This window comes from Halarcobacter bivalviorum (genome assembly GCF_003346815.1).
GTDB classification, from domain to species: domain Bacteria; phylum Campylobacterota; class Campylobacteria; order Campylobacterales; family Arcobacteraceae; genus Halarcobacter; species Halarcobacter bivalviorum.
In genome coordinates this window covers 1,708,969-1,726,044 of sequence record NZ_CP031217.1, presented here as the reverse complement: position 1 = coordinate 1,726,044, position 17,076 = coordinate 1,708,969, and the positions used below count along the sequence as shown (strand labels likewise).

Annotated in this window: 19 protein-coding genes; 11 read left to right on the top strand and 8 right to left on the bottom strand. The window is 28.1% G+C overall.

Going from position 1 to position 17,076, the window contains the following annotated elements:
* The first annotated feature begins 2 nt into the window (after positions 1-2).
* From ABIV_RS08815 to ABIV_RS08775, 9 genes are all read left to right on the top strand, one after another.
* Positions 3-1,052, top strand: a complete 1,050-nt coding sequence (locus ABIV_RS08815) for a branched-chain amino acid ABC transporter permease (protein WP_114839531.1) — start codon at positions 3-5, stop codon at positions 1,050-1,052.
* On the top strand, positions 1,049-1,816 hold the full coding sequence (locus tag ABIV_RS08810) for an ABC transporter ATP-binding protein (protein WP_114839530.1): 768 nt from the start codon (positions 1,049-1,051) through the stop codon (positions 1,814-1,816). The genes ABIV_RS08815 and ABIV_RS08810 overlap by 4 nt, the downstream gene beginning before the upstream one ends.
* Positions 1,809-2,504: an ABC transporter ATP-binding protein gene (locus ABIV_RS08805; protein WP_114840486.1), complete on the top strand. Its 696-nt coding sequence runs from the start codon at positions 1,809-1,811 to the stop codon at positions 2,502-2,504. The genes ABIV_RS08810 and ABIV_RS08805 overlap by 8 nt, the downstream gene beginning before the upstream one ends.
* Positions 2,505-2,606: 102 nt before the next feature.
* A complete protein-coding gene (locus ABIV_RS08800) occupies positions 2,607-3,005 on the top strand; it encodes a TerB family tellurite resistance protein (protein ID WP_114839529.1) in 399 nt (132 codons plus the stop codon).
* Between the two features lie 43 nt (positions 3,006-3,048).
* A complete protein-coding gene (locus ABIV_RS08795) occupies positions 3,049-3,270 on the top strand; it encodes a hypothetical protein (protein WP_228254279.1) in 222 nt (73 codons plus the stop codon).
* 1 nt (position 3,271) lies between these two features.
* A complete protein-coding gene (locus ABIV_RS08790; RefSeq protein WP_228254278.1) occupies positions 3,272-3,469 on the top strand; it encodes a hypothetical protein in 198 nt (65 codons plus the stop codon).
* 5 nt (positions 3,470-3,474) lie between these two features.
* The gene (locus tag ABIV_RS08785) at positions 3,475-3,906 is read left to right on the top strand and encodes a prepilin-type N-terminal cleavage/methylation domain-containing protein (protein ID WP_114839527.1); all 432 of its coding nucleotides are present in this window, start codon (positions 3,475-3,477) and stop codon (positions 3,904-3,906) included.
* Positions 3,906-5,753, top strand: a complete 1,848-nt coding sequence (locus ABIV_RS08780) for a primosomal protein N' (RefSeq protein ID WP_114839526.1) — start codon at positions 3,906-3,908, stop codon at positions 5,751-5,753. Before ABIV_RS08785 ends, ABIV_RS08780 begins: the two co-directional genes overlap by 1 nt.
* Positions 5,754-5,807: 54 nt before the next feature.
* A complete protein-coding gene (locus tag ABIV_RS08775; protein WP_114839525.1) occupies positions 5,808-6,995 on the top strand; it encodes a tetrahydrodipicolinate N-succinyltransferase N-terminal domain-containing protein in 1,188 nt (395 codons plus the stop codon).
* A 23-nt stretch (positions 6,996-7,018) separates the two neighbouring features.
* Here the strand turns inward: ABIV_RS08775 and ABIV_RS08770 are convergent, their stop codons facing one another.
* From ABIV_RS08770 to ABIV_RS08755, 4 genes are all read right to left on the bottom strand, one after another.
* On the bottom strand, positions 7,019-7,789 hold the full coding sequence (locus ABIV_RS08770; RefSeq protein ID WP_114839524.1) for an MBL fold metallo-hydrolase: 771 nt from the start codon (positions 7,787-7,789) through the stop codon (positions 7,019-7,021).
* 123 nt (positions 7,790-7,912) lie between these two features.
* Positions 7,913-10,087: a heavy metal translocating P-type ATPase gene (locus ABIV_RS08765; protein ID WP_114839523.1), complete on the bottom strand. Its 2,175-nt coding sequence runs from the start codon at positions 10,085-10,087 to the stop codon at positions 7,913-7,915.
* A gap of 2 nt (positions 10,088-10,089) precedes the next feature.
* Positions 10,090-10,449 carry an ArsR/SmtB family transcription factor gene (locus ABIV_RS08760; RefSeq protein WP_114839522.1) on the bottom strand — a complete coding sequence of 120 codons (360 nt, stop codon included), beginning with the start codon at positions 10,447-10,449 and terminating at the stop codon, positions 10,090-10,092.
* Between the two features lies 1 nt (position 10,450).
* Positions 10,451-10,657, bottom strand: coding sequence for a heavy metal transport/detoxification protein (locus ABIV_RS08755; protein ID WP_114839521.1), 207 nt, complete (start codon positions 10,655-10,657; stop codon positions 10,451-10,453).
* A 111-nt stretch (positions 10,658-10,768) separates the two neighbouring features.
* Between ABIV_RS08755 and ABIV_RS08750 the strand changes: the two genes are divergently transcribed.
* Positions 10,769-11,713, top strand: coding sequence for a GlxA family transcriptional regulator (locus tag ABIV_RS08750; protein ID WP_114839520.1), 945 nt, complete (start codon positions 10,769-10,771; stop codon positions 11,711-11,713).
* On the opposite strand, the gene ABIV_RS08745 is transcribed toward ABIV_RS08750, so the two are convergent.
* The 3 genes from ABIV_RS08745 to aat form a co-directional block, all read right to left on the bottom strand.
* Positions 11,706-12,191: a hypothetical protein gene (locus ABIV_RS08745; protein ID WP_114839519.1), complete on the bottom strand. Its 486-nt coding sequence runs from the start codon at positions 12,189-12,191 to the stop codon at positions 11,706-11,708. The genes ABIV_RS08750 and ABIV_RS08745 overlap by 8 nt on opposite strands.
* A gap of 293 nt (positions 12,192-12,484) precedes the next feature.
* Positions 12,485-12,904: a secondary thiamine-phosphate synthase enzyme YjbQ gene (locus ABIV_RS08735; protein WP_114839518.1), complete on the bottom strand. Its 420-nt coding sequence runs from the start codon at positions 12,902-12,904 to the stop codon at positions 12,485-12,487.
* Entirely contained in the window at positions 12,901-13,566 is a 666-nt protein-coding gene (aat, locus tag ABIV_RS08730; RefSeq protein WP_114839517.1) for a leucyl/phenylalanyl-tRNA--protein transferase, read from the bottom strand. The genes ABIV_RS08735 and aat overlap by 4 nt, the downstream gene beginning before the upstream one ends.
* Positions 13,567-13,657: 91 nt before the next feature.
* Between aat and ABIV_RS08725 the strand changes: the two genes are divergently transcribed.
* Complete coding sequence (locus ABIV_RS08725; RefSeq protein ID WP_114839516.1) at positions 13,658-14,650, top strand: GGDEF domain-containing protein; 993 nt, start codon at positions 13,658-13,660, stop codon at positions 14,648-14,650.
* A gap of 12 nt (positions 14,651-14,662) precedes the next feature.
* Here the strand turns inward: ABIV_RS08725 and ABIV_RS08720 are convergent, their stop codons facing one another.
* Entirely contained in the window at positions 14,663-17,017 is a 2,355-nt protein-coding gene (locus ABIV_RS08720) for a methyl-accepting chemotaxis protein (protein ID WP_114839515.1), read from the bottom strand.
* Between the last annotated feature and the right edge of the window lie 59 nt (positions 17,018-17,076).

Genomic DNA, 17,076 nt, shown 5'->3' with positions numbered 1-17,076 from the left:
TCATGATGAACGATACTATTTTCACAAAACAAAGATTAATAAATTTAGCTTTAATAGTTGTTGCAATATGGTTTACTCATTTTGCACAAGTTACTTTCGACCCATATACTGTAAGAATTATAAATAATGTTGCTATTTTTATAATTTTAGCTGTTTCATATAACCTTATCAATGGGGTTACTGGACAGTTTTCTTTAGAGCCAAATGGATTTGTTGCAATTGGTGCTTATGTTACAGCTATTTTAATTGTTGATGCAGATACTATGCTTTATCAATATGATATTGCTGACCCTTCTGAGTGGGTTTTAGCTTTACAAGCTGATTTTGCTTGGGCTTTATTAATAGCTGGTTGTTTTACTGCATTAGTTGCTTTAGCACTCTCTTTTCCAGTATTTAGAGTAAGAGGAGATTATCTTGCAATTGTTACTCTTGGTTTTGGTTTTATTATTAAAATCTTAGCAATTAATAATCCTCAAATCACAAATGGTTCTTTAGGGATGAATGATATTCCTGAGTATTCAAATCTATATTGGACTGGTGGTATTGCTATTTTTACAGTTCTTGCTATTTTAAATATTATCTACTCAAAATATGGTCGTGCTATGAAAGCAGTTCGAGATGATGAAGATGCAGCAACTGCAATGGGTGTAAATACTTTTAAAATCAAAACTTATGCTTTTACTACTTCAGCATTTTTTGAAGGTGTAGGTGGTGGATTATTAGCTGCTTTATTAACTTCAATTAGTCCAGATTTATTTACATTCTTCTTAACTTTCCAACTATTAATTATTATCGTTCTTGGTGGACTTGGTTCTACAACAGGAGCAATTTTAGGAACAATATTTGTTATGGCAGGATTAGAATGGATGAGATTCCTAGATGAGCCAATGAATATTTTTGGTTTTGAAACAGAAGGAACACCTGGTATGAGAATGGTTGTATTCTCACTAATTTTAATCATTGTAATGCTATTTGCAAGAGAAGGTTTAGTAGGTAAAAAAGAGCTATTTGAATTAAAATGGTTTAAAAAGAAAAAAGGTGGTAGCAAATGATTTTAGAAGTACAAAATGTAACTAAAAAATTTGGTGGTGTTACTGCTATAAAAGATACTACTTTTCATGTAAATGCAAAAGAGATTTATGGTCTGATTGGTCCAAATGGTGCTGGTAAAACTACTATGTTTAATATTATTACTGGAAACTATGAACCAACAGAGGGTGCTGTAAAGTTTCATGGACAAAGAATTGATGGGATAAAACCTCATAAGATTGTTCATAGAGGAATAGCAAGAACTTTTCAAAATATTAGACTTTTTAACTCAATGTCAGTACTTGATAATATTCTAATTGGCTTTGATTATCAAGCTGAATATAGCTATTTAGAGGCTATTTTTAGATTACCAAGATTCTTTAAAGAGGAAAAAAGAGTTAAAAAAAGAGCTTTTGAGATTATGGAAGTTCTTGGAATTGCCCAGTATGCAGATGAGATGGCAACTGCTTTATCATATGGAAGTCAGCGAAAAGTAGAAATAGCAAGAGCTTTAGCAGCTTCTCCACAACTCTTATTACTTGATGAGCCAGCAGCAGGTATGAATCCTCAAGAAACCCATGAATTAGCAGAACTTTTCTTTAAAATTAGAGATGAGTTTGATGTTACAATTTTACTTATTGAACATGATATGAAGTTTGTAAATAAACTTTGTGATAGAGTAATGGTTTTAGACTATGGGAAAACAATTTTTGAAGGGCATATTAAAGATGCTATTAAAGATGAAGAAGTAATAAAAGCTTATCTTGGAGATTTTAAACATGCTTAAAGTAAGAGATTTAAAAGTATATTATGGCTTAATTAATGCCGTAAAAGGTATTAATTTTGAAGTAGGTGAAGGTCAGATAGTATCACTAATTGGTTCAAATGGAGCAGGAAAAACTTCAACTTTACAATCAATTGTAAATGATGTTAAAAAAACAGGGGATATAGATTTTAAAAATAATAATATCTCAAAAATGAAGACTCATAAGATTATTCAAAATAGTATTGCATTAGTTCCAGAAGGAAGAAGATGTTTCCAAAATTTAACAATTGAAGAAAACCTAAGAATGGGTGCTTTTAACAATGATGAAAATTATGAAAGACTTCAAGACCATATGTTTGAACTTTTTCCAAGACTTATTGCTAAAAAAGGACAACTTGCTGGAACTATGAGTGGTGGAGAGCAACAGATGTTAGCAATTGCAAGAGCTTTAATGAGTTCTCCAAAACTTCTTATGCTTGATGAACCCTCTTTAGGGCTTGCTCCAAAAATTGTTGGAGAGCTTTTTGAGATTATTAAAAAATTAAGAGATGAGGGAATTACTATTTTATTAGTAGAGCAAAATGCTTTTGCAGCTTTAGAAATTTCTGATTATGCTTATGTTTTAGAAAATGGAGAAATAGCCCTTGAAGGAACTGGTTTAGAGCTTATTGATTCAGATGAAATTAGAAAAAAATATCTAGGTGGTTAAAAACCACACTAGATATACACTTTATTTAACTACTATTAACTTTAATTTTATACAATTCACTTTTATATTTATAAATACAAATATTTTTTAATTAGGATTATTATGCTTTTAATGAAATTAGAACCAAAAGAGAAATTCTCATTTTTACAACTAGCACACTATTTAGCGAGAATTGACAATGATTATGGAACAAGAGAACAAGAAGTTATTTTAGAGTATTGTGCAGAGATGGGGATAGAAAATGATAATGATTTTGAGTTAGAGAGTTTTGATTTAAAAACTACTTTAAAAGATTTTAAAAGCCAAAAGAGTAAAAAGATTGTTCTTTTGGAGCTTATGATTTTAATTCATGCAGATGATAAATTTGATTTTCAAGAGAGAAATCTTATTTTACAAATAAATGAAATTTTCCAATTGCCTCAAAAAGATATAGAGTTTTATTCTCAATGGGGGAAAGCTGCTGCTGCTTTATACACCCAAGGTAAGCTATTTATAGAGTAGTAAAATGAAACTTTTTTCATTTTAAATAATTTAATTGGTTTATTTGGATAAAATAATTGCTATGGATATCATCAGTACGTTAACTAAAAAAATTGAAAAACTTATACATGAATATGAACTTCTTAAAAAAGAGAATGAAATATTAAAACAAAATCTTGATGATTTAAAAAATGAAAATGATGAATTAGAGAGAAATAACCAAGATATGCTTTTAAAAATCGATAGTACTTTAACTTTCGTTGAGGCAAAGAGTAGTGGAAAATAAAGTGACATTTCATATAAATAATATGGCTTATACTATAAATGTAGATGATAAATTGAAAGAAGAGATTACAAGATATTTATCTACAGAAAAAAACTTAGATACAAAAGAGCTTTTAGCAGCTTATATTAGGGTGTCTCAACAATACCTTAGATTAAAAGATGATGTTGAGACTGTAACAAATAAGATACCAAATTTATAGTATCTATGAAGAGGGCATTTTCACTTATTGAAATTATTATTGTTATTGTAATTATCTCAATAGTTACAAGCTTCTTAATAGGTAAATATGCTAACTCTTTAACTAACTCTACAAAAATAACTATTAAAGCAGATATAGCTTTGATTAATAGTTCAATCTCAAAACAAAACTCTAAAAATACTCTTTTAAATGAAGAAAAAATCAACTCTTTAGATAATGCAACTTTTGATCAAAAGAACTCTTTACTTTTTACAAAGGTTTTAGATAAGCCTCTATTGTCTACTAATCAAATGGAAAAAAGTTTGGGTAAGTGGATTAAAATCTCAAACAATAGATATAGAGTATTTTTTGAAAAAGATAAATATTTAGAGTACCAATTTATTGATAATAGTTTTAAATGTAAAAGTAGCTTAGAGCTTTGTAGGGAGTTTGAATAATGAATTATTATGAAGTAGCAATATTAAAATCTCCCTTAGAAGCTTTAACTTTTCAAGCAGAAGAAGAGATAGAAATAGGTACTAAAGTAGAAGTTGTACTTAGAAATAGAAAAAACTTTTGTGAAGCAGTTATTATAAAAAAAGTAGAAGAACCTACTTTTAAATGTACTAATATTCATACTATTACAAACTTTTTTTATGATGAAAAGATGTTAGAAACAGCTAGATTTATCTCTTTATATTATGTTTGTTCAATGGGAGAGGCTTTATCTATTTTTTCTGCTTTCAACAAAGATTTTAGGGAAGAAGATTTAACTTTTAGTTTTGATTCTCAAATAGAGTTATCAGTAAAACAACAAGAGGCCTATGAGTTTTGTAAAGAAAAAAAGCAAGCTCTTCTTTTTGCAAATACAGGAAGTGGGAAAACAGAGGTTTATATTAAAGCTATTGAAGAGGTTTTAAATAGAGGTGGTCAGGCAGTTTTATTAATGCCAGAAATCTCACTAACTCCTCAAATGCAAAAAAGATTAGAAAAAGTATTTTCTAGTTCAGTTGCAATTTGGCACTCTAAAATCACAAAAAAGAGAAAAGAGAGTATTCTTCAAGAGCTACAAGAGGGAAAAATAAAACTAATTGCAGGAGCTAGGTCAGCACTTTTTTTACCTTTTAAAAATCTTCAAATAATTATTGTAGATGAAGAGCATGATGAGTCTTATAAAAGTGATAGTAAACCTAGATATCATGCAAAAGATTTAAGTGTTTATATTGCAAAAAAATATGATATAAGATTAATTTTAGGGAGTGCAACAGCTTCTTTGGCCTCTTTTAATAAAATTCCTTATTATAGATTAAAAGAGACTTTTTTTGATACAAGAAAAAAAATAGAGTTTGATGATTCTTCTTTAGATTTATCCCCAAAAGTTTTAAATAAAATAGGACAAACTTTAGCAAATAAAAATCAGGTTATTGTTTTTTTACCAACAAGAGCCAACTATAAATATCAGATTTGTACCTCTTGTGGAAAGTCTGTAGAGTGTCCTTATTGTTCTGTTTCAATGAGTTTACATAAAAATGATTTAGCCTTAAAGTGCCACTATTGTGGTTTTGCTCAAAAGATACCAGATACTTGTCCTTCTTGTAATAATGGAGTAATTCATAATTTAAGAGTAGGGACAGCTGAAATAGAGCAAAAACTTATTGAACTTTTTCCTGATAAAATAATCAAACGATTTGATAGAGATGAGATAAAAACTGATAATAAACTAAAAACAGTTTTAAATGATTTTAATAATAATAAAATTGATGTTCTTGTTGGAACTCAAATGTTATCTAAAGGTCATGATTATCATAATGTAAAACTTGCAGTAGTTCTTGGAATAGACTCTATTTTAAATATGAACTCATATAAAGCAAGGGAAAAAGCTCTCTCATTACTTATTCAAATAGCAGGTAGAAGTGGAAGAAAAGGGGATGGTGAAGTAATTGTTCAAACTCAAAATGCAGATTTCTTTGCTGAGTATCTTCAAGAAAATGATTATGCAGAGTTTTTAAAAGAGGAGTTAGAGTTTAGACAAGAGCTTTATCCTCCTTTTTTAAAGATGGCTAAAATCACTTTTGCTCATTCAAATGGTTTAAAAGTTAAAGATGAATTGGACAAATATGTAAAGCTTTTAAAACAAAAAGAGAATATCCAAGTTGTAGGTTTTGGACAATCTGCAATTTTTAAATTATCAAATAAATATCGTTATGAGATTATTTTGCGTTCTTCAAATGTAAAAGCTTTACTTCAAGCTTTACATTCGGTTACTTCTCCTATGGCAACAATTGACATGGATACAGTATATTAATTTATCTTTAGTCTCTTTATTGTATAATCCAAGCAAAAATAATAAGGAAAAATAATGGCTTTTACAAAAGATGATTTTAAAGAACTAGTATCAAATATCCAATCTCAAGCATGGTATAAAAACCCAATCGGTTTTGGTATCGCTAAAGTAGATAGAGGACAATTAAATCCTGATAAAATTTTACAAGCTACATATCCAGTAATTAACTGGGAAGAAAATTATGGAAGTGCAGCAATTTTCTTAAATGCTTTAAAAGAAGCAGGAGAAGAAATTGATACTTCAAAATCAGAATTAGTATTCAAAATTAGTGATAAATTTTTAACTTCTTGTATTGAATCTTTCAGGCCATATATTCCTGAAGCAAAAGGAAATGAACATAAAAATGTTCAAGTTATTTCTACATTAGCTTCTTTACCAATCGACTCTGGTCTTACTGCTGATGATTATAGAGTAGTATTTATTTTTGAAGATGCAAACCCTCTAAGTGCAGAATCTGTATATTTAAAACTTTATGCTTTATCAACTGGAAAAGCTGCATTAAGAAGCTTAAATCTAAATGGTGCATTTGGTCAATTACATAATAGTGCATGGGTTGGAAATAAACCAATTGAATTAGAGTGGTTAAGAGAGAATGAAATTACATTAAAATTATCTGGTAAATATCCAAGTATCACAAAAGTTGATAAATTCCCACAATTTTTAGACCATGTAATTCCTGCTGATAACACAAGAATTTTAGACACAAATAAAGTAAGAATGGGTGCTCAATTAGCAGCTGGAACTACTGTAATGCCAGGTGCTGCATATGTTAACTTTAATGCTGGAACAGAAGGTGCTGTAATGGTTGAAGGTAGAATCTCTTCTTCAGCTAAAGTTGGTGCTGGTTCTGATGTTGGTGGAGGAGCTTCAATTCTTGGTGTTCTTTCTGGAACAGATGGTGTTCCTGTAACTATTGGAGATAATACACTATTAGGTGCTAACTCTTGTACTGGTACTTCTATTGGAGATTCTTGTATTCTTGATGCAGGAGTAACAATTTTACCAGGTACAAAAATTACTCTTTCAGAAAAAGCTGTTGAGCAATTAAAAGAGATTAACCCAGGTAAAGAGATTTCTACTGTTATGAAAGGTATGGATTTCTTAGGTGTAAATGGAGTTCACTTTAGAGTAAATTCTCAAAATGGTCAAACAGTTGCGATGAGATCAACTAGAGAAGTTAAATTAAACGCTGACTTACACTAAATAAAAGAGAAGTTTCTTCTCTTTTATATCCCTATTGTTTCTCCATCTTCTGGAACTAAAACAGATTTTTCAATATTGTTTTTTTCAATAAACTCTTTTAACTCTTTTCTTGTGATGGCACTATGTCCTACTGCTTCTAAATGTGTTGCAATAATTGTTGCTTTAGGTAAAGTTAAATGAGCTTTTAAAGTATCCTCTTTTCCCATAATTATAGAACTTCCATCTGCAAGTTGTGCATCTCCTGCATTTAAAATTATAACTTCCGGTTGATACTTGTTTATTGTATTTTCTACTTCTTTACACCAAATAGTATCTCCTGCAAGATAAGTTGTTTTTTCATTTTTATGGGAAAAAATAACACCACTTACAACACCAAGTTTTTCTTTATAGTTTTTTATAAGTTCATCAGAGCCATGTTGACCCTTTGTAATAATAAGTGCTATCTCTTCAAAATAGCTATCTTCACTTAGTATTTTTATATTATTAAAACCTTTATGGGCTAAAAACTCTTTATCTTTTTGATTTTGTACGAATATAGTTTTGTTTTTATCTAAGTTTTGAATAGCTACTTCATCAAGATGATCTGGATGAGTATGAGTTACAATAACAGCATCACAGTCAACTATTTCATCTATTCTTATTGGAAGTTCAACCCTTGGCCAAGAAAGGTGGCTATTTAAAGTATTTTCAAATCCAGTATAGGCTTCTTTTTTTGCTAAAACGGGGTCTATTAAAAACTTTTTCCCTGCAAAATAAACATGTGCTGTTGCGTTTCTTATTTGTGTAAATTTCATAATAAATCCTTTTTCTTTTGTGGATTTTATTATTTCATAGTAAGAGTTTTTGCAAAAGAGGTAAAAATGACATAAAAAAGGTTATTTTAGACAAATTATAAAAAGAGAAGAAAATCTTCTCTTTTAAAGTTTTTTTAGTTTAAGTCTAAGTGAGTTTAATACAACTGTAACAGAACTAAAACTCATAGCAATTCCTGCATAAACAGGAGAAAGCATTAAACCAAAAAATGGATATAAAACTCCTGCTGCTAATGGAATACCTATTGCATTATAAATAAAGGCCCAAAAAAGATTTTGTTTGATAATCTTCATTGTCTCAATTGAAAGCTTGATACTTTTAGTTATAGAGTTAAGTTCATTGTTTATTAAAATTATATCTCCAGCATCTTTACTTATATCAGCTCCTGAATTTAGAGTAACACCAATATCAGCTTGTTTGATTGATGGAGCATCATTTATTCCATCTCCTACAAACATGACCTTGCCTTTTTTTTGAACCTCTTTTATTACATCATATTTTTGAGTTGGAATAACTTCACTATAAACTTTTTCAATACCAATTTTAGAGGCTATTTTAGAAGCAGTAATTTTATTATCACCTGTAAGTAAAATAGGTTTTATATTTTCTTTTTTTAGATTTTCAATTAACTCTTTAGCATTCTCTTTTAACTCATCTTCAAGGGCAAAAGAGCCAATACTTTCATCTTCAAATGAAGCTAAAATAACACCATTTGCTAATTCTAATCTCTCTTTATAAAACTCTAAATGAGAAGTTTTTATTTTGATATTATTCTCTTCTAAAAGTTGTATATTTCCAAGTAGAATTAGCTTTTTATCTATTTTTGCTTTTATTCCTCTTCCTGCAATAATCTCTAACTCTTCTATCTCAAAAGACTCTTTTTTTATATCTTTTAAATAAGTTACTATTGCTTTAGAAATAGGGTGTTCACTTAAGCTTTCAATAGCAAAGATTTTAGAAAAATACTTTTCATCTATATCTGTTTTTGTTACTGCTATTTCGCCTTTTGTAAGTGTTCCAGTTTTATCAAAAACAGCATATTTTATATCTTTTATAATCTCTAAGATTTCAGGGTTTTTGATTAGAATACCTTCCTTTGCACCTTTACTAACTGAACTTACAATAGCAATTGGAGTTGCAAGTCCTAAAGCACAAGGGCAAGAGATAATAAGTACAGAAATACTTGCTAAAATAGCATTTTGCATATCTCCAAAAGTAGCCCAAATTATAAAAGTAGCAAGGGCTATAATAATAACAGCAGGAACAAAAATATTTGCAATTTTATCAGCAAATCTACTAATAGGTATTTGTTTACTTTGTGCTGATTTTAGAAGCTTAATAATCTTAGATAAAGTAGTATCACTTGCTAGTTTTGTCACTTTTACAGTGATTACTCCATTTGTATTTAAAGTTCCAGATAATACTTCAGCTCCTATTTCTTTAAATACTGGCATTGATTCCCCGGTTATCATAGAAGTATCAATATCTGCACTACCTTTTATAATCTCTCCATCAGCAGGTATCTTTTCGCCAGTTTTAACTAAAATCTTATCCTCTAGTTTTAGTTCACTAGCTAGTACTTCTTTAATATTCTCTTTTTCATCAAATAAGTTTGCAATTTGAGGAGCTAAAGTCATTAACTTTTTTAAAAAATCACTCGCTTTTTGTTTTGAACGTTCCTCTAAAAATCTTCCTAATAATACAAAGGAGATAATAACAGCTGCTCCATCAAAGTACATAAACTTTAAATGTTCAGGGAAAAAAGATGGAAAGAAAACAACAAAAGTAGAATAGAAATATGCAGCACTAGTTCCAAGGGCGACTAAAACATTCATATCATAGTTTTTATTACTTAAAGCCTTATATGTTAACTTATAAAATCTTGCTCCACAAAAGAACTGCACAACTGTGGCAAGGGCAAAGATAGCATATTGTTTAACAGATGCATCAACTATACTTGAAAACATAATTACAAACATAAAAGCAGTTATCGTCATAGAAATAGAGAAAAGATTTTTTAGTTTTTTAAACTCTTTTTCTTGTGCTTTTTCAAGATGAGAAAAATCCTCTTCTACTTTATATCCTAACTGTTCAATTTTTTTTATTAAACTCTCTTTTGACATAGTTTCAGTATCAATAGTAAATTCTCCTTCACTAGAAGCAAAACTTACTTTTGAACTTTGCACACCTTTTTGTTTATTTAAAAATTTTTCTATTCCATTAGAACAGTTTACACAAGTCATTCCTGAAATATTTAAGTTTATTTTTTCTTTAGACATGATTACTTCTTTTCTTTGAGTATTAGTTTGAGCAACTCTTTTATATATTCATCTTTTATAAAATAAAAAGACATCTTTTTATCTTTTTCAAAATCAACTATTCCATATTTTTTTAATATTCTTAGTTGATGAGAAACATGAGATTGAGGGATTTGAAGTAAGTTTGTCATCTCTCCTACACAAATCTCATAATCAATTAAAGCGTATAATATTTTTGCCCTTGTTGGGTCTGCTAAAGCTTTGAAGACATTTGAAATATCAACTAAAGTCTCTTGTGAGGGAAGTATCTTATTTATATCAGAAATAAAACTGATATCTTCACAACAAGACCTGATTAGTTTTTTTTCTTTACAACAAGACATTTTATTCTTCTATAATCTCAAATCCAAGTTCTTTCATTTCTTCTTTAAACTTTATCTCTTGTTTTTCATCTTTTATTTCAACAGATACTTCTCTTGGTTCTTTACTTAAATCAATTGTAATTTCTCCAAACTCCTCTTCAAGTGAAGCTTTAATAAGGTTTGAACAACTTCCACAAGCTATATTATTTGCTCTATATAGTTTTTTCATCTTTAATCCTTTTATATGATAAATATTTCATATGATATTATCATCATGTGAAATAAATGTCAAGGTTTTTTTGGGTAAAATTTGACTTATAAAAAGTCATTTAGGACAAAAATGAAGATTGCAATAGTAGTTTTAAAGAATGTATTAAAGTCAACAGCTTATGGAATAGAGGAGATATTTTCTTTTAATAATAAGCTTTGTAAGTCAAAAGAGGAAGAGGAGATAGAGACTACTTTTGTAGGTTCTGAAGAGTTTAAATATTTTGATTGTAAACCTTTTGATGAAAGGATAGTTTATGATATCGTGATTATTCCTCCTATGTTAAAAGATAGACTTGAGGAGTTAATTACAAAAGAGTTAATCTCTTGGTTAAAGTTTCAACATTCAAAAAAAGCTCTTTTAGCTTCTGCTTGTCTTGGAAGTATAGTTTTAGCAAAAACAAAACTACTTGATAGAAAAAAAGCTACAACTCATTGGGCATATGAAGAGTATTTTAAACTTAATTTTCCCAAAATTAATATTGATGTAAATAAAATTTTAATTGATGAAAAAGATATTATAACTGCTGGTGGAGTAACTGCTTATGTGGATTTATGTCTATATCTTATTGAAAAATATTTTAGCAATAGAACTGCTACTCAACTTGCAAATTTACTAGTTGTTGATAAGGGTAGGGAGTCTCAACAATCATATAAAAGTTTTTCTACAGTTTTTTTATATGATGACAAAGAGATAAAAGAGCTTGTTTTTTGGTTGAAAGAAAATCTACATCAGCAAATATCGATAGAGGATTTAGCCAAACAAATAGATTCTTCTTCTAAAACCTTTACAAGAAGATTTAATAAGGCTTTAAATATTTCACCAATAAAGTATTTACAGATTTTAAGAGCTGAAAAGGCAAAAGAGTTATTGATTTGTACAAATAAAAGTTTTAGTGAAATCACTTTTGAGGTAGGTTATTTTGATGAGAATAGCTTTAGAAAACTATTTAAAAAACATACTTCTTTAAATCCTATAGAGTTTAGAAAAAAGTTTCAACAAGTAATAACTACTTAACCATAGATAATATCTCATGTAAAACTTCACTCTCTATTACAACTGAGATAAAAAAGATGATTTCAAATTTAAATAAAATGGCTCTGTTTATTCTTTCATTTAAAAAATTGAAATCATTTTTAAACATATCATGTGCATGCATAGAAAAACTATGTGTTACATTTTTTTTAAACCAATATATATAAGCCTCTCTTTTTACAATATCTTTTTTTGAAATAATTTCATGTAGAAAATAGAGATGTAAGATTGAAATGAAAAAAGAGGATATTAGAAATATATTTTCAGATAAGTAATAAATTAAGATGATTATAAAAGGATAAGTGATTAGAAAACAACTAATTTTTTTGTGATGATGATAAATGTAGTTAATAAAAAAGTATTTTGAACCTAAATCATTGGACATACTTTTATTAAAAATCAAAACATTTATGTAGATTATTATAAAAGTAATAAGATGTAAATGAAGTAATGAAAACATGCTAACTCCTTCAAATGACTGAATAGCAATCTTACCTCTTAAATTTATAAAAAGTTTAGTTAATTAAAATAGGGTATTAATAACAAAATTAAAATTTTAATCTATTTCTAAAGTAATAAAAGAGTATTTTTTAAATTACTCTTTTATTTATTATATTTGATAAAGTCTATAAAAATGATATCTAAAATTACAAAACTAGATAAAAAAATAGCATATTTCCCAACATGTTTGGTATGTAGAAAAGACTACCAACCAAAGATAAGTGAATATTTAAAAGAGATGGTGCTTTAATTTTATGTTCCAATAATAGTAGCAACTATTTTTCTAGAACCACCAAAATCTCTATGCTCCCCTAAATAGATACCTTGCCAAGTTCCAAGATTAAGTTGACCATTTGTAATAGGTATTGAAAGGCTTGTACCAAAAAGTGAAGATTTAATATGTGCTGGCATATCATCTTCTCCTTCATAAGTATGGTCAAAGTAAGATTTATTTGATACTACATCATTCATAAACTTTTCCATATCACTTCTTACAAGACTATCACAGTTTTCATTTATTGTAAGACTTGCACTTGTATGTTTAATAAAAAGATTTAATATTCCTACATTTATAGAAGATAGTTCAGGTAACTTTGAAAGAATTTCATTTGTGATTAAATGAAAACCTCTTGTTTTTGCATTAAGGGTAAACTCTTTTTGAATTGTTTTCATATTTTTAGTATTTTAAAATACTCTTCCCTTGAAATCTCTTTTGCTCCAAGACTTTCTAAGTGTTCATTATGAACTTGGCAGTCTATAATATTTATACCATTTTCTTTTGCTTGTTTACATAAATGGTAAAAGGCTACTTTTGAAGCATCTCTTTGTTTTGCGAACATACTCTCTCCACAAAAAACATCATCAATTAATACTCCATATAAGCCACCTACTAATTCATCTTCTAAATAAGTTTCAATAGAGTAGGCAAGTCCAAGTTTATTAAGGTTTGTATAGGCTTGAATATAATACTCATTTATCCAAGTATCATCTTCATGTTTTCGTTTTATATTTGCACAGTTTCTCATAACCTCTTCAAAATTCTCATTTGTCTTAACAATATATCCCTTGTTATTCAAGGTTCTTTTTAGACTTTTTGTTACTCTAAATTCCTCTGGATATAAAACCATTCTTTTTTGAGGGCTAAACCAATGAATATGATTGTGTTCATCCATAAACCAAGGAAATAGACCATTTTCGTAAGCATTAATTAGTCTTTGAGGGTGAAAGTCTCCACCTATGGCTACTAAATCATTATTCATCATATCTAAAGTGGGAAAGTCAAAATTGTCATCATCAAGTAAATAGATTTTTTCAACTGGTTCTAAAAGTTTCATAAATGAATATTATCCAAAAAAAGTTAAATGAACTTAAGTATTTGAAACTTTAATTATGTTATTCTACGACCTTGAATAAAAGGAGTTTGTATTGACAATTGGAAGTACACAAAAAGAGTTAGAAAAACATCTTAAATTTTTTAATGATAGTTTAAAGTCTAATAACTCTTTTTTACAAACATTATTTGATACAGTTCCTAATCCAATGTTTTATAAAGATAGAAAAGGTAAATACTTATACTGTAATGATGCTTTTTCAAAAACAATTTTGGGTATTAGTAAAGAAGAGATAGAAGGAAAATCTTTATATGATTTACCTGATCTTATACCTACAGAGTATGCAGATATTTATTACAAAATGGATGAAGAGCTATTTAATAATCCAGGTGTTCAAAATTATGAAACAAAAGTTAAGTGTGCAGATTCACAAGTTAGACACTATAATTTTTATAAAGCAACTTTTGTAGAAAATGATGATGTATTAGGTTTAGTAGGAGTTATGTTAGATATAACTTCTTATAAAGAAGCTTTAGAAGAGTTAGATAATAAAAATAAGTTATTGTCTAGTCTTAGTAATACTGATTATTTAACTAACTTAGGAAATCGAAGATATTTTGAAAATATCTTTTCAAAAAAGTTAGCTCATCTAAAAAGAACTAATCAAGAGTTTTCTTTTGCACTTGTTGATATAGATTTTTTCAAAGACTATAATGATACTTTTGGACACCAAAGAGGTGATGAGGTATTAGCAGAAGTTGCCTCAATAATACAAGATACCCTAACAAGAGAAAATGATTTTTGTTTTAGACTTGGTGGAGAAGAGTTTGGTTTACTATTTAATACAAATTCTGTAGAAGATTCATTTTTCTTAATGGAAAAACTTAGAACAAAAATCATAGATAAAAAGATTGAAGCAGCAAATAATTCAATCTCTCAATACCTTACTGTTTCTATTGGATTGGGAAATATTTTAAAAGCAAATAGAGATTTTACAACAAGGGATTTATATAATAAAGTAGATAAATTATTGTATGAATCTAAAGAGAATGGAAGAAATCAAACTAGAGTGAAAGATTTCATCTAGTTTGATTCTTTTTTATTTTTGATTAAATTTATTTCTATTTACAGCTTCAACAATATCATTTGCAATTGAGTTTGTCTCTTGTGCAATGAAGTTTGTTTTATCTGCAATTGAAGCATTTTCTTGAGTAAATCTATCTAATTGATTTACTGCATCACTAATTTGGTTCATTCCTGAACTTTGTTCATTTGCTGCATTTGTTACATCATTGATTAAATTATTAGTTAATTTGATATTTTCTTCTAATTCTTGGAAGCCATTAATCATTTCAGAACTAATATTTTTACCATCATTAGCTTTAATTGTGGCATCTTCAACTAACTCTTTAATCTCTTTAGCTGCTTCAGCTGACCTACTTGCAAGGTTTCTAACTTCAGCTGCAACAACAGCAAAACCTTTACCAGCTTCACCAGCAGTTGCTGCTTCAACAGCTGCATTTAATGAAAGAATATTTGTTTGGAAAGCAATTTGGTCAATTACTGTAATTGCTTCATTAATCATTGTAACTTTTTCATTTATCTCTTCCATAGAAACAGAAGTTCTAGTTGCTAAATCTTTACCTTTATGTGCAGAATTTTGCGTTTGAGAAGAGATTTTTAACATCTGTTGTGCTTTCTCATTTGTTTGTCTAATATTACCAGTAATCTCTTCAATAGAAGCAGCAGTCTCTTCTAATGAAGCAGCTTGACTTGTTGCATTTTCACTTAAAGTTCTAACATTAGTAGATAATTCTGTTGATTTATCTTGTAATGTCTCTCCATCTTCTTTATTATCTTGTAAGATAGTTGTAATCATTTTATTTAGATTTAAAATATCATTTCCAATTTTTCCACTTGTAGAAGAATCTAAAGTTTTAGTAAAGTCTCTATTTGCATATTGTTCAAGAACTTCACTTAGAGCATTAATATTTTTACCAACTAGTTTTTCAAGATTATCAAGCATATTATTAAGAAGATTTTTAAGCTCTTCTAATGATTCATTATTTGTAGTTGATGAAATTCTATTTTCTAAATAACCGTCACTAACTCTATTTACAATAGTTTTTACATCACTTATAACTTTGTTGTCTTGCTCAATGATAGTCTTTGTTTTATTGATATTTTCATTAATTAATGAAGCCATCTTTCCAATTTCATCATTTGCAGTAACTTCAATAGGATTAATATTCTCTGTTTCTTTATTAACATATTTAAAGAAATCTAATAATCCATTTTGGAAATAACTTAATGGGTTAAATACAACTTTATTTAGAATAAAAATTACTAAAACTGTTAAAACAACAAGTAAAATTAAAACTGTAATAACTGAATTTAAAATAGAAGAAGAGATATTCTCTTCTGTTAGTTTATTTAGCTTTTGTAATTGCTCTTCTGTATCTACGATATATGAACCAGTTCCTATAATCATATCCCAAGGTTCAAACCTTTGAACATAAGAGAATTTTTCAAAATCTCCTTCTCTTCCTGGAATAGTCCAGAAGTATTTAACTAAACCACCTTCTTTTGATGCATTTGCAGTTTTTACAATTTCTTGATAAAGATATTTACCTTTTTTATCCTGTAAATCTTTCATATTTTTACCAACTAAAGCATCACTTGCTCCATGTGCAGTAACAACATGATTTGAGTCATTTACCCAAAAATATCCATTATCTCCATATTTCATTGACGCAATTGCTTTTAAAGCCTCTTGCTTCATCTTTTCACTTATATCATCGATATAAGCTCCTGTACCTATAATCCAGTTGTAAGGTTTAAAAACTTTTACAATAGAAGCTTTAAATACAGTTTTTTTACTACTTGGATTATAAAAAGAGTATTCAATAAAAGTTTGATCTTCTTTTACTTTTTTCAAAGCATCAACACCAAGTTCTACAAAAGGAACTTTTGGTGTATTTTTAAAATATTGTCCACTAAGTTCTTTTTTTATTGGATGCATTACCATTTTATAGTTAAAGTCATTAATCCAAAAATAACCAGAAGTACCATACCTAGTACTTTCTACGATAGACATTATTTTTTCTTTTAATGCTTGTTCACTTAAAATATTTTTATTCTTTTCATATTCAGCTTCAATGATAGAGAATAAGAATCCCGATTGTTCTGTAATATAACTTTCTACTTCGCTTTTTACTTTCTCTTTAGAAGTTCTTTCATAGTATGATTCAACTGTTTCAAAAGCTAAAGATACATAGTTTTTTAATTCTTGTTCTTTATTCTCATAAGCAGTTTTTTCTGTTTGTGTAGTTACTATTTGAGCTTCATGTTTTAATGAAGAAATTAATTCAAACAACATATAAAATGCAACAACAAGTATTGCTATAATAACAGTTGATAAAAGCTTAACTTTGATAGAAGCATTATTTATCATTATTTATCCTTTATATTTTTGTCACATATATAAAATTATAGCATAATTTTTTTTTATTT

Bases quoted from the DNA above. Each gene is read 5' to 3' on its own strand.
- ABIV_RS08815 (WP_114839531.1), top strand. From the start codon at position 3: ATGATGAACGATACTATTTTCACAAAACAAAGATTAATAAATTTAGCT.
- ABIV_RS08810 (WP_114839530.1), top strand. From the start codon at position 1,049: ATGATTTTAGAAGTACAAAATGTAACTAAAAAATTTGGTGGTGTTACT.
- ABIV_RS08805 (WP_114840486.1), top strand. From the start codon at position 1,809: ATGCTTAAAGTAAGAGATTTAAAAGTATATTATGGCTTAATTAATGCC.
- ABIV_RS08800 (WP_114839529.1), top strand. From the start codon at position 2,607: ATGCTTTTAATGAAATTAGAACCAAAAGAGAAATTCTCATTTTTACAA.
- ABIV_RS08785 (WP_114839527.1), top strand. From the start codon at position 3,475: ATGAAGAGGGCATTTTCACTTATTGAAATTATTATTGTTATTGTAATT.
- ABIV_RS08780 (WP_114839526.1), top strand. From the start codon at position 3,906: ATGAATTATTATGAAGTAGCAATATTAAAATCTCCCTTAGAAGCTTTA.
- ABIV_RS08775 (WP_114839525.1), top strand. From the start codon at position 5,808: ATGGCTTTTACAAAAGATGATTTTAAAGAACTAGTATCAAATATCCAA.
- ABIV_RS08770 (WP_114839524.1), bottom strand. From the start codon at position 7,789: ATGAAATTTACACAAATAAGAAACGCAACAGCACATGTTTATTTTGCA.
- ABIV_RS08765 (WP_114839523.1), bottom strand. From the start codon at position 10,087: ATGTCTAAAGAAAAAATAAACTTAAATATTTCAGGAATGACTTGTGTA.
- ABIV_RS08760 (WP_114839522.1), bottom strand. From the start codon at position 10,449: ATGTCTTGTTGTAAAGAAAAAAAACTAATCAGGTCTTGTTGTGAAGAT.
- ABIV_RS08755 (WP_114839521.1), bottom strand. From the start codon at position 10,657: ATGAAAAAACTATATAGAGCAAATAATATAGCTTGTGGAAGTTGTTCA.
- ABIV_RS08750 (WP_114839520.1), top strand. From the start codon at position 10,769: ATGAAGATTGCAATAGTAGTTTTAAAGAATGTATTAAAGTCAACAGCT.
- ABIV_RS08745 (WP_114839519.1), bottom strand. From the start codon at position 12,191: ATGTTTTCATTACTTCATTTACATCTTATTACTTTTATAATAATCTAC.
- ABIV_RS08735 (WP_114839518.1), bottom strand. From the start codon at position 12,904: ATGAAAACAATTCAAAAAGAGTTTACCCTTAATGCAAAAACAAGAGGT.
- aat (WP_114839517.1), bottom strand. From the start codon at position 13,566: ATGAAACTTTTAGAACCAGTTGAAAAAATCTATTTACTTGATGATGAC.
- ABIV_RS08720 (WP_114839515.1), bottom strand. From the start codon at position 17,017: ATGATAAATAATGCTTCTATCAAAGTTAAGCTTTTATCAACTGTTATT.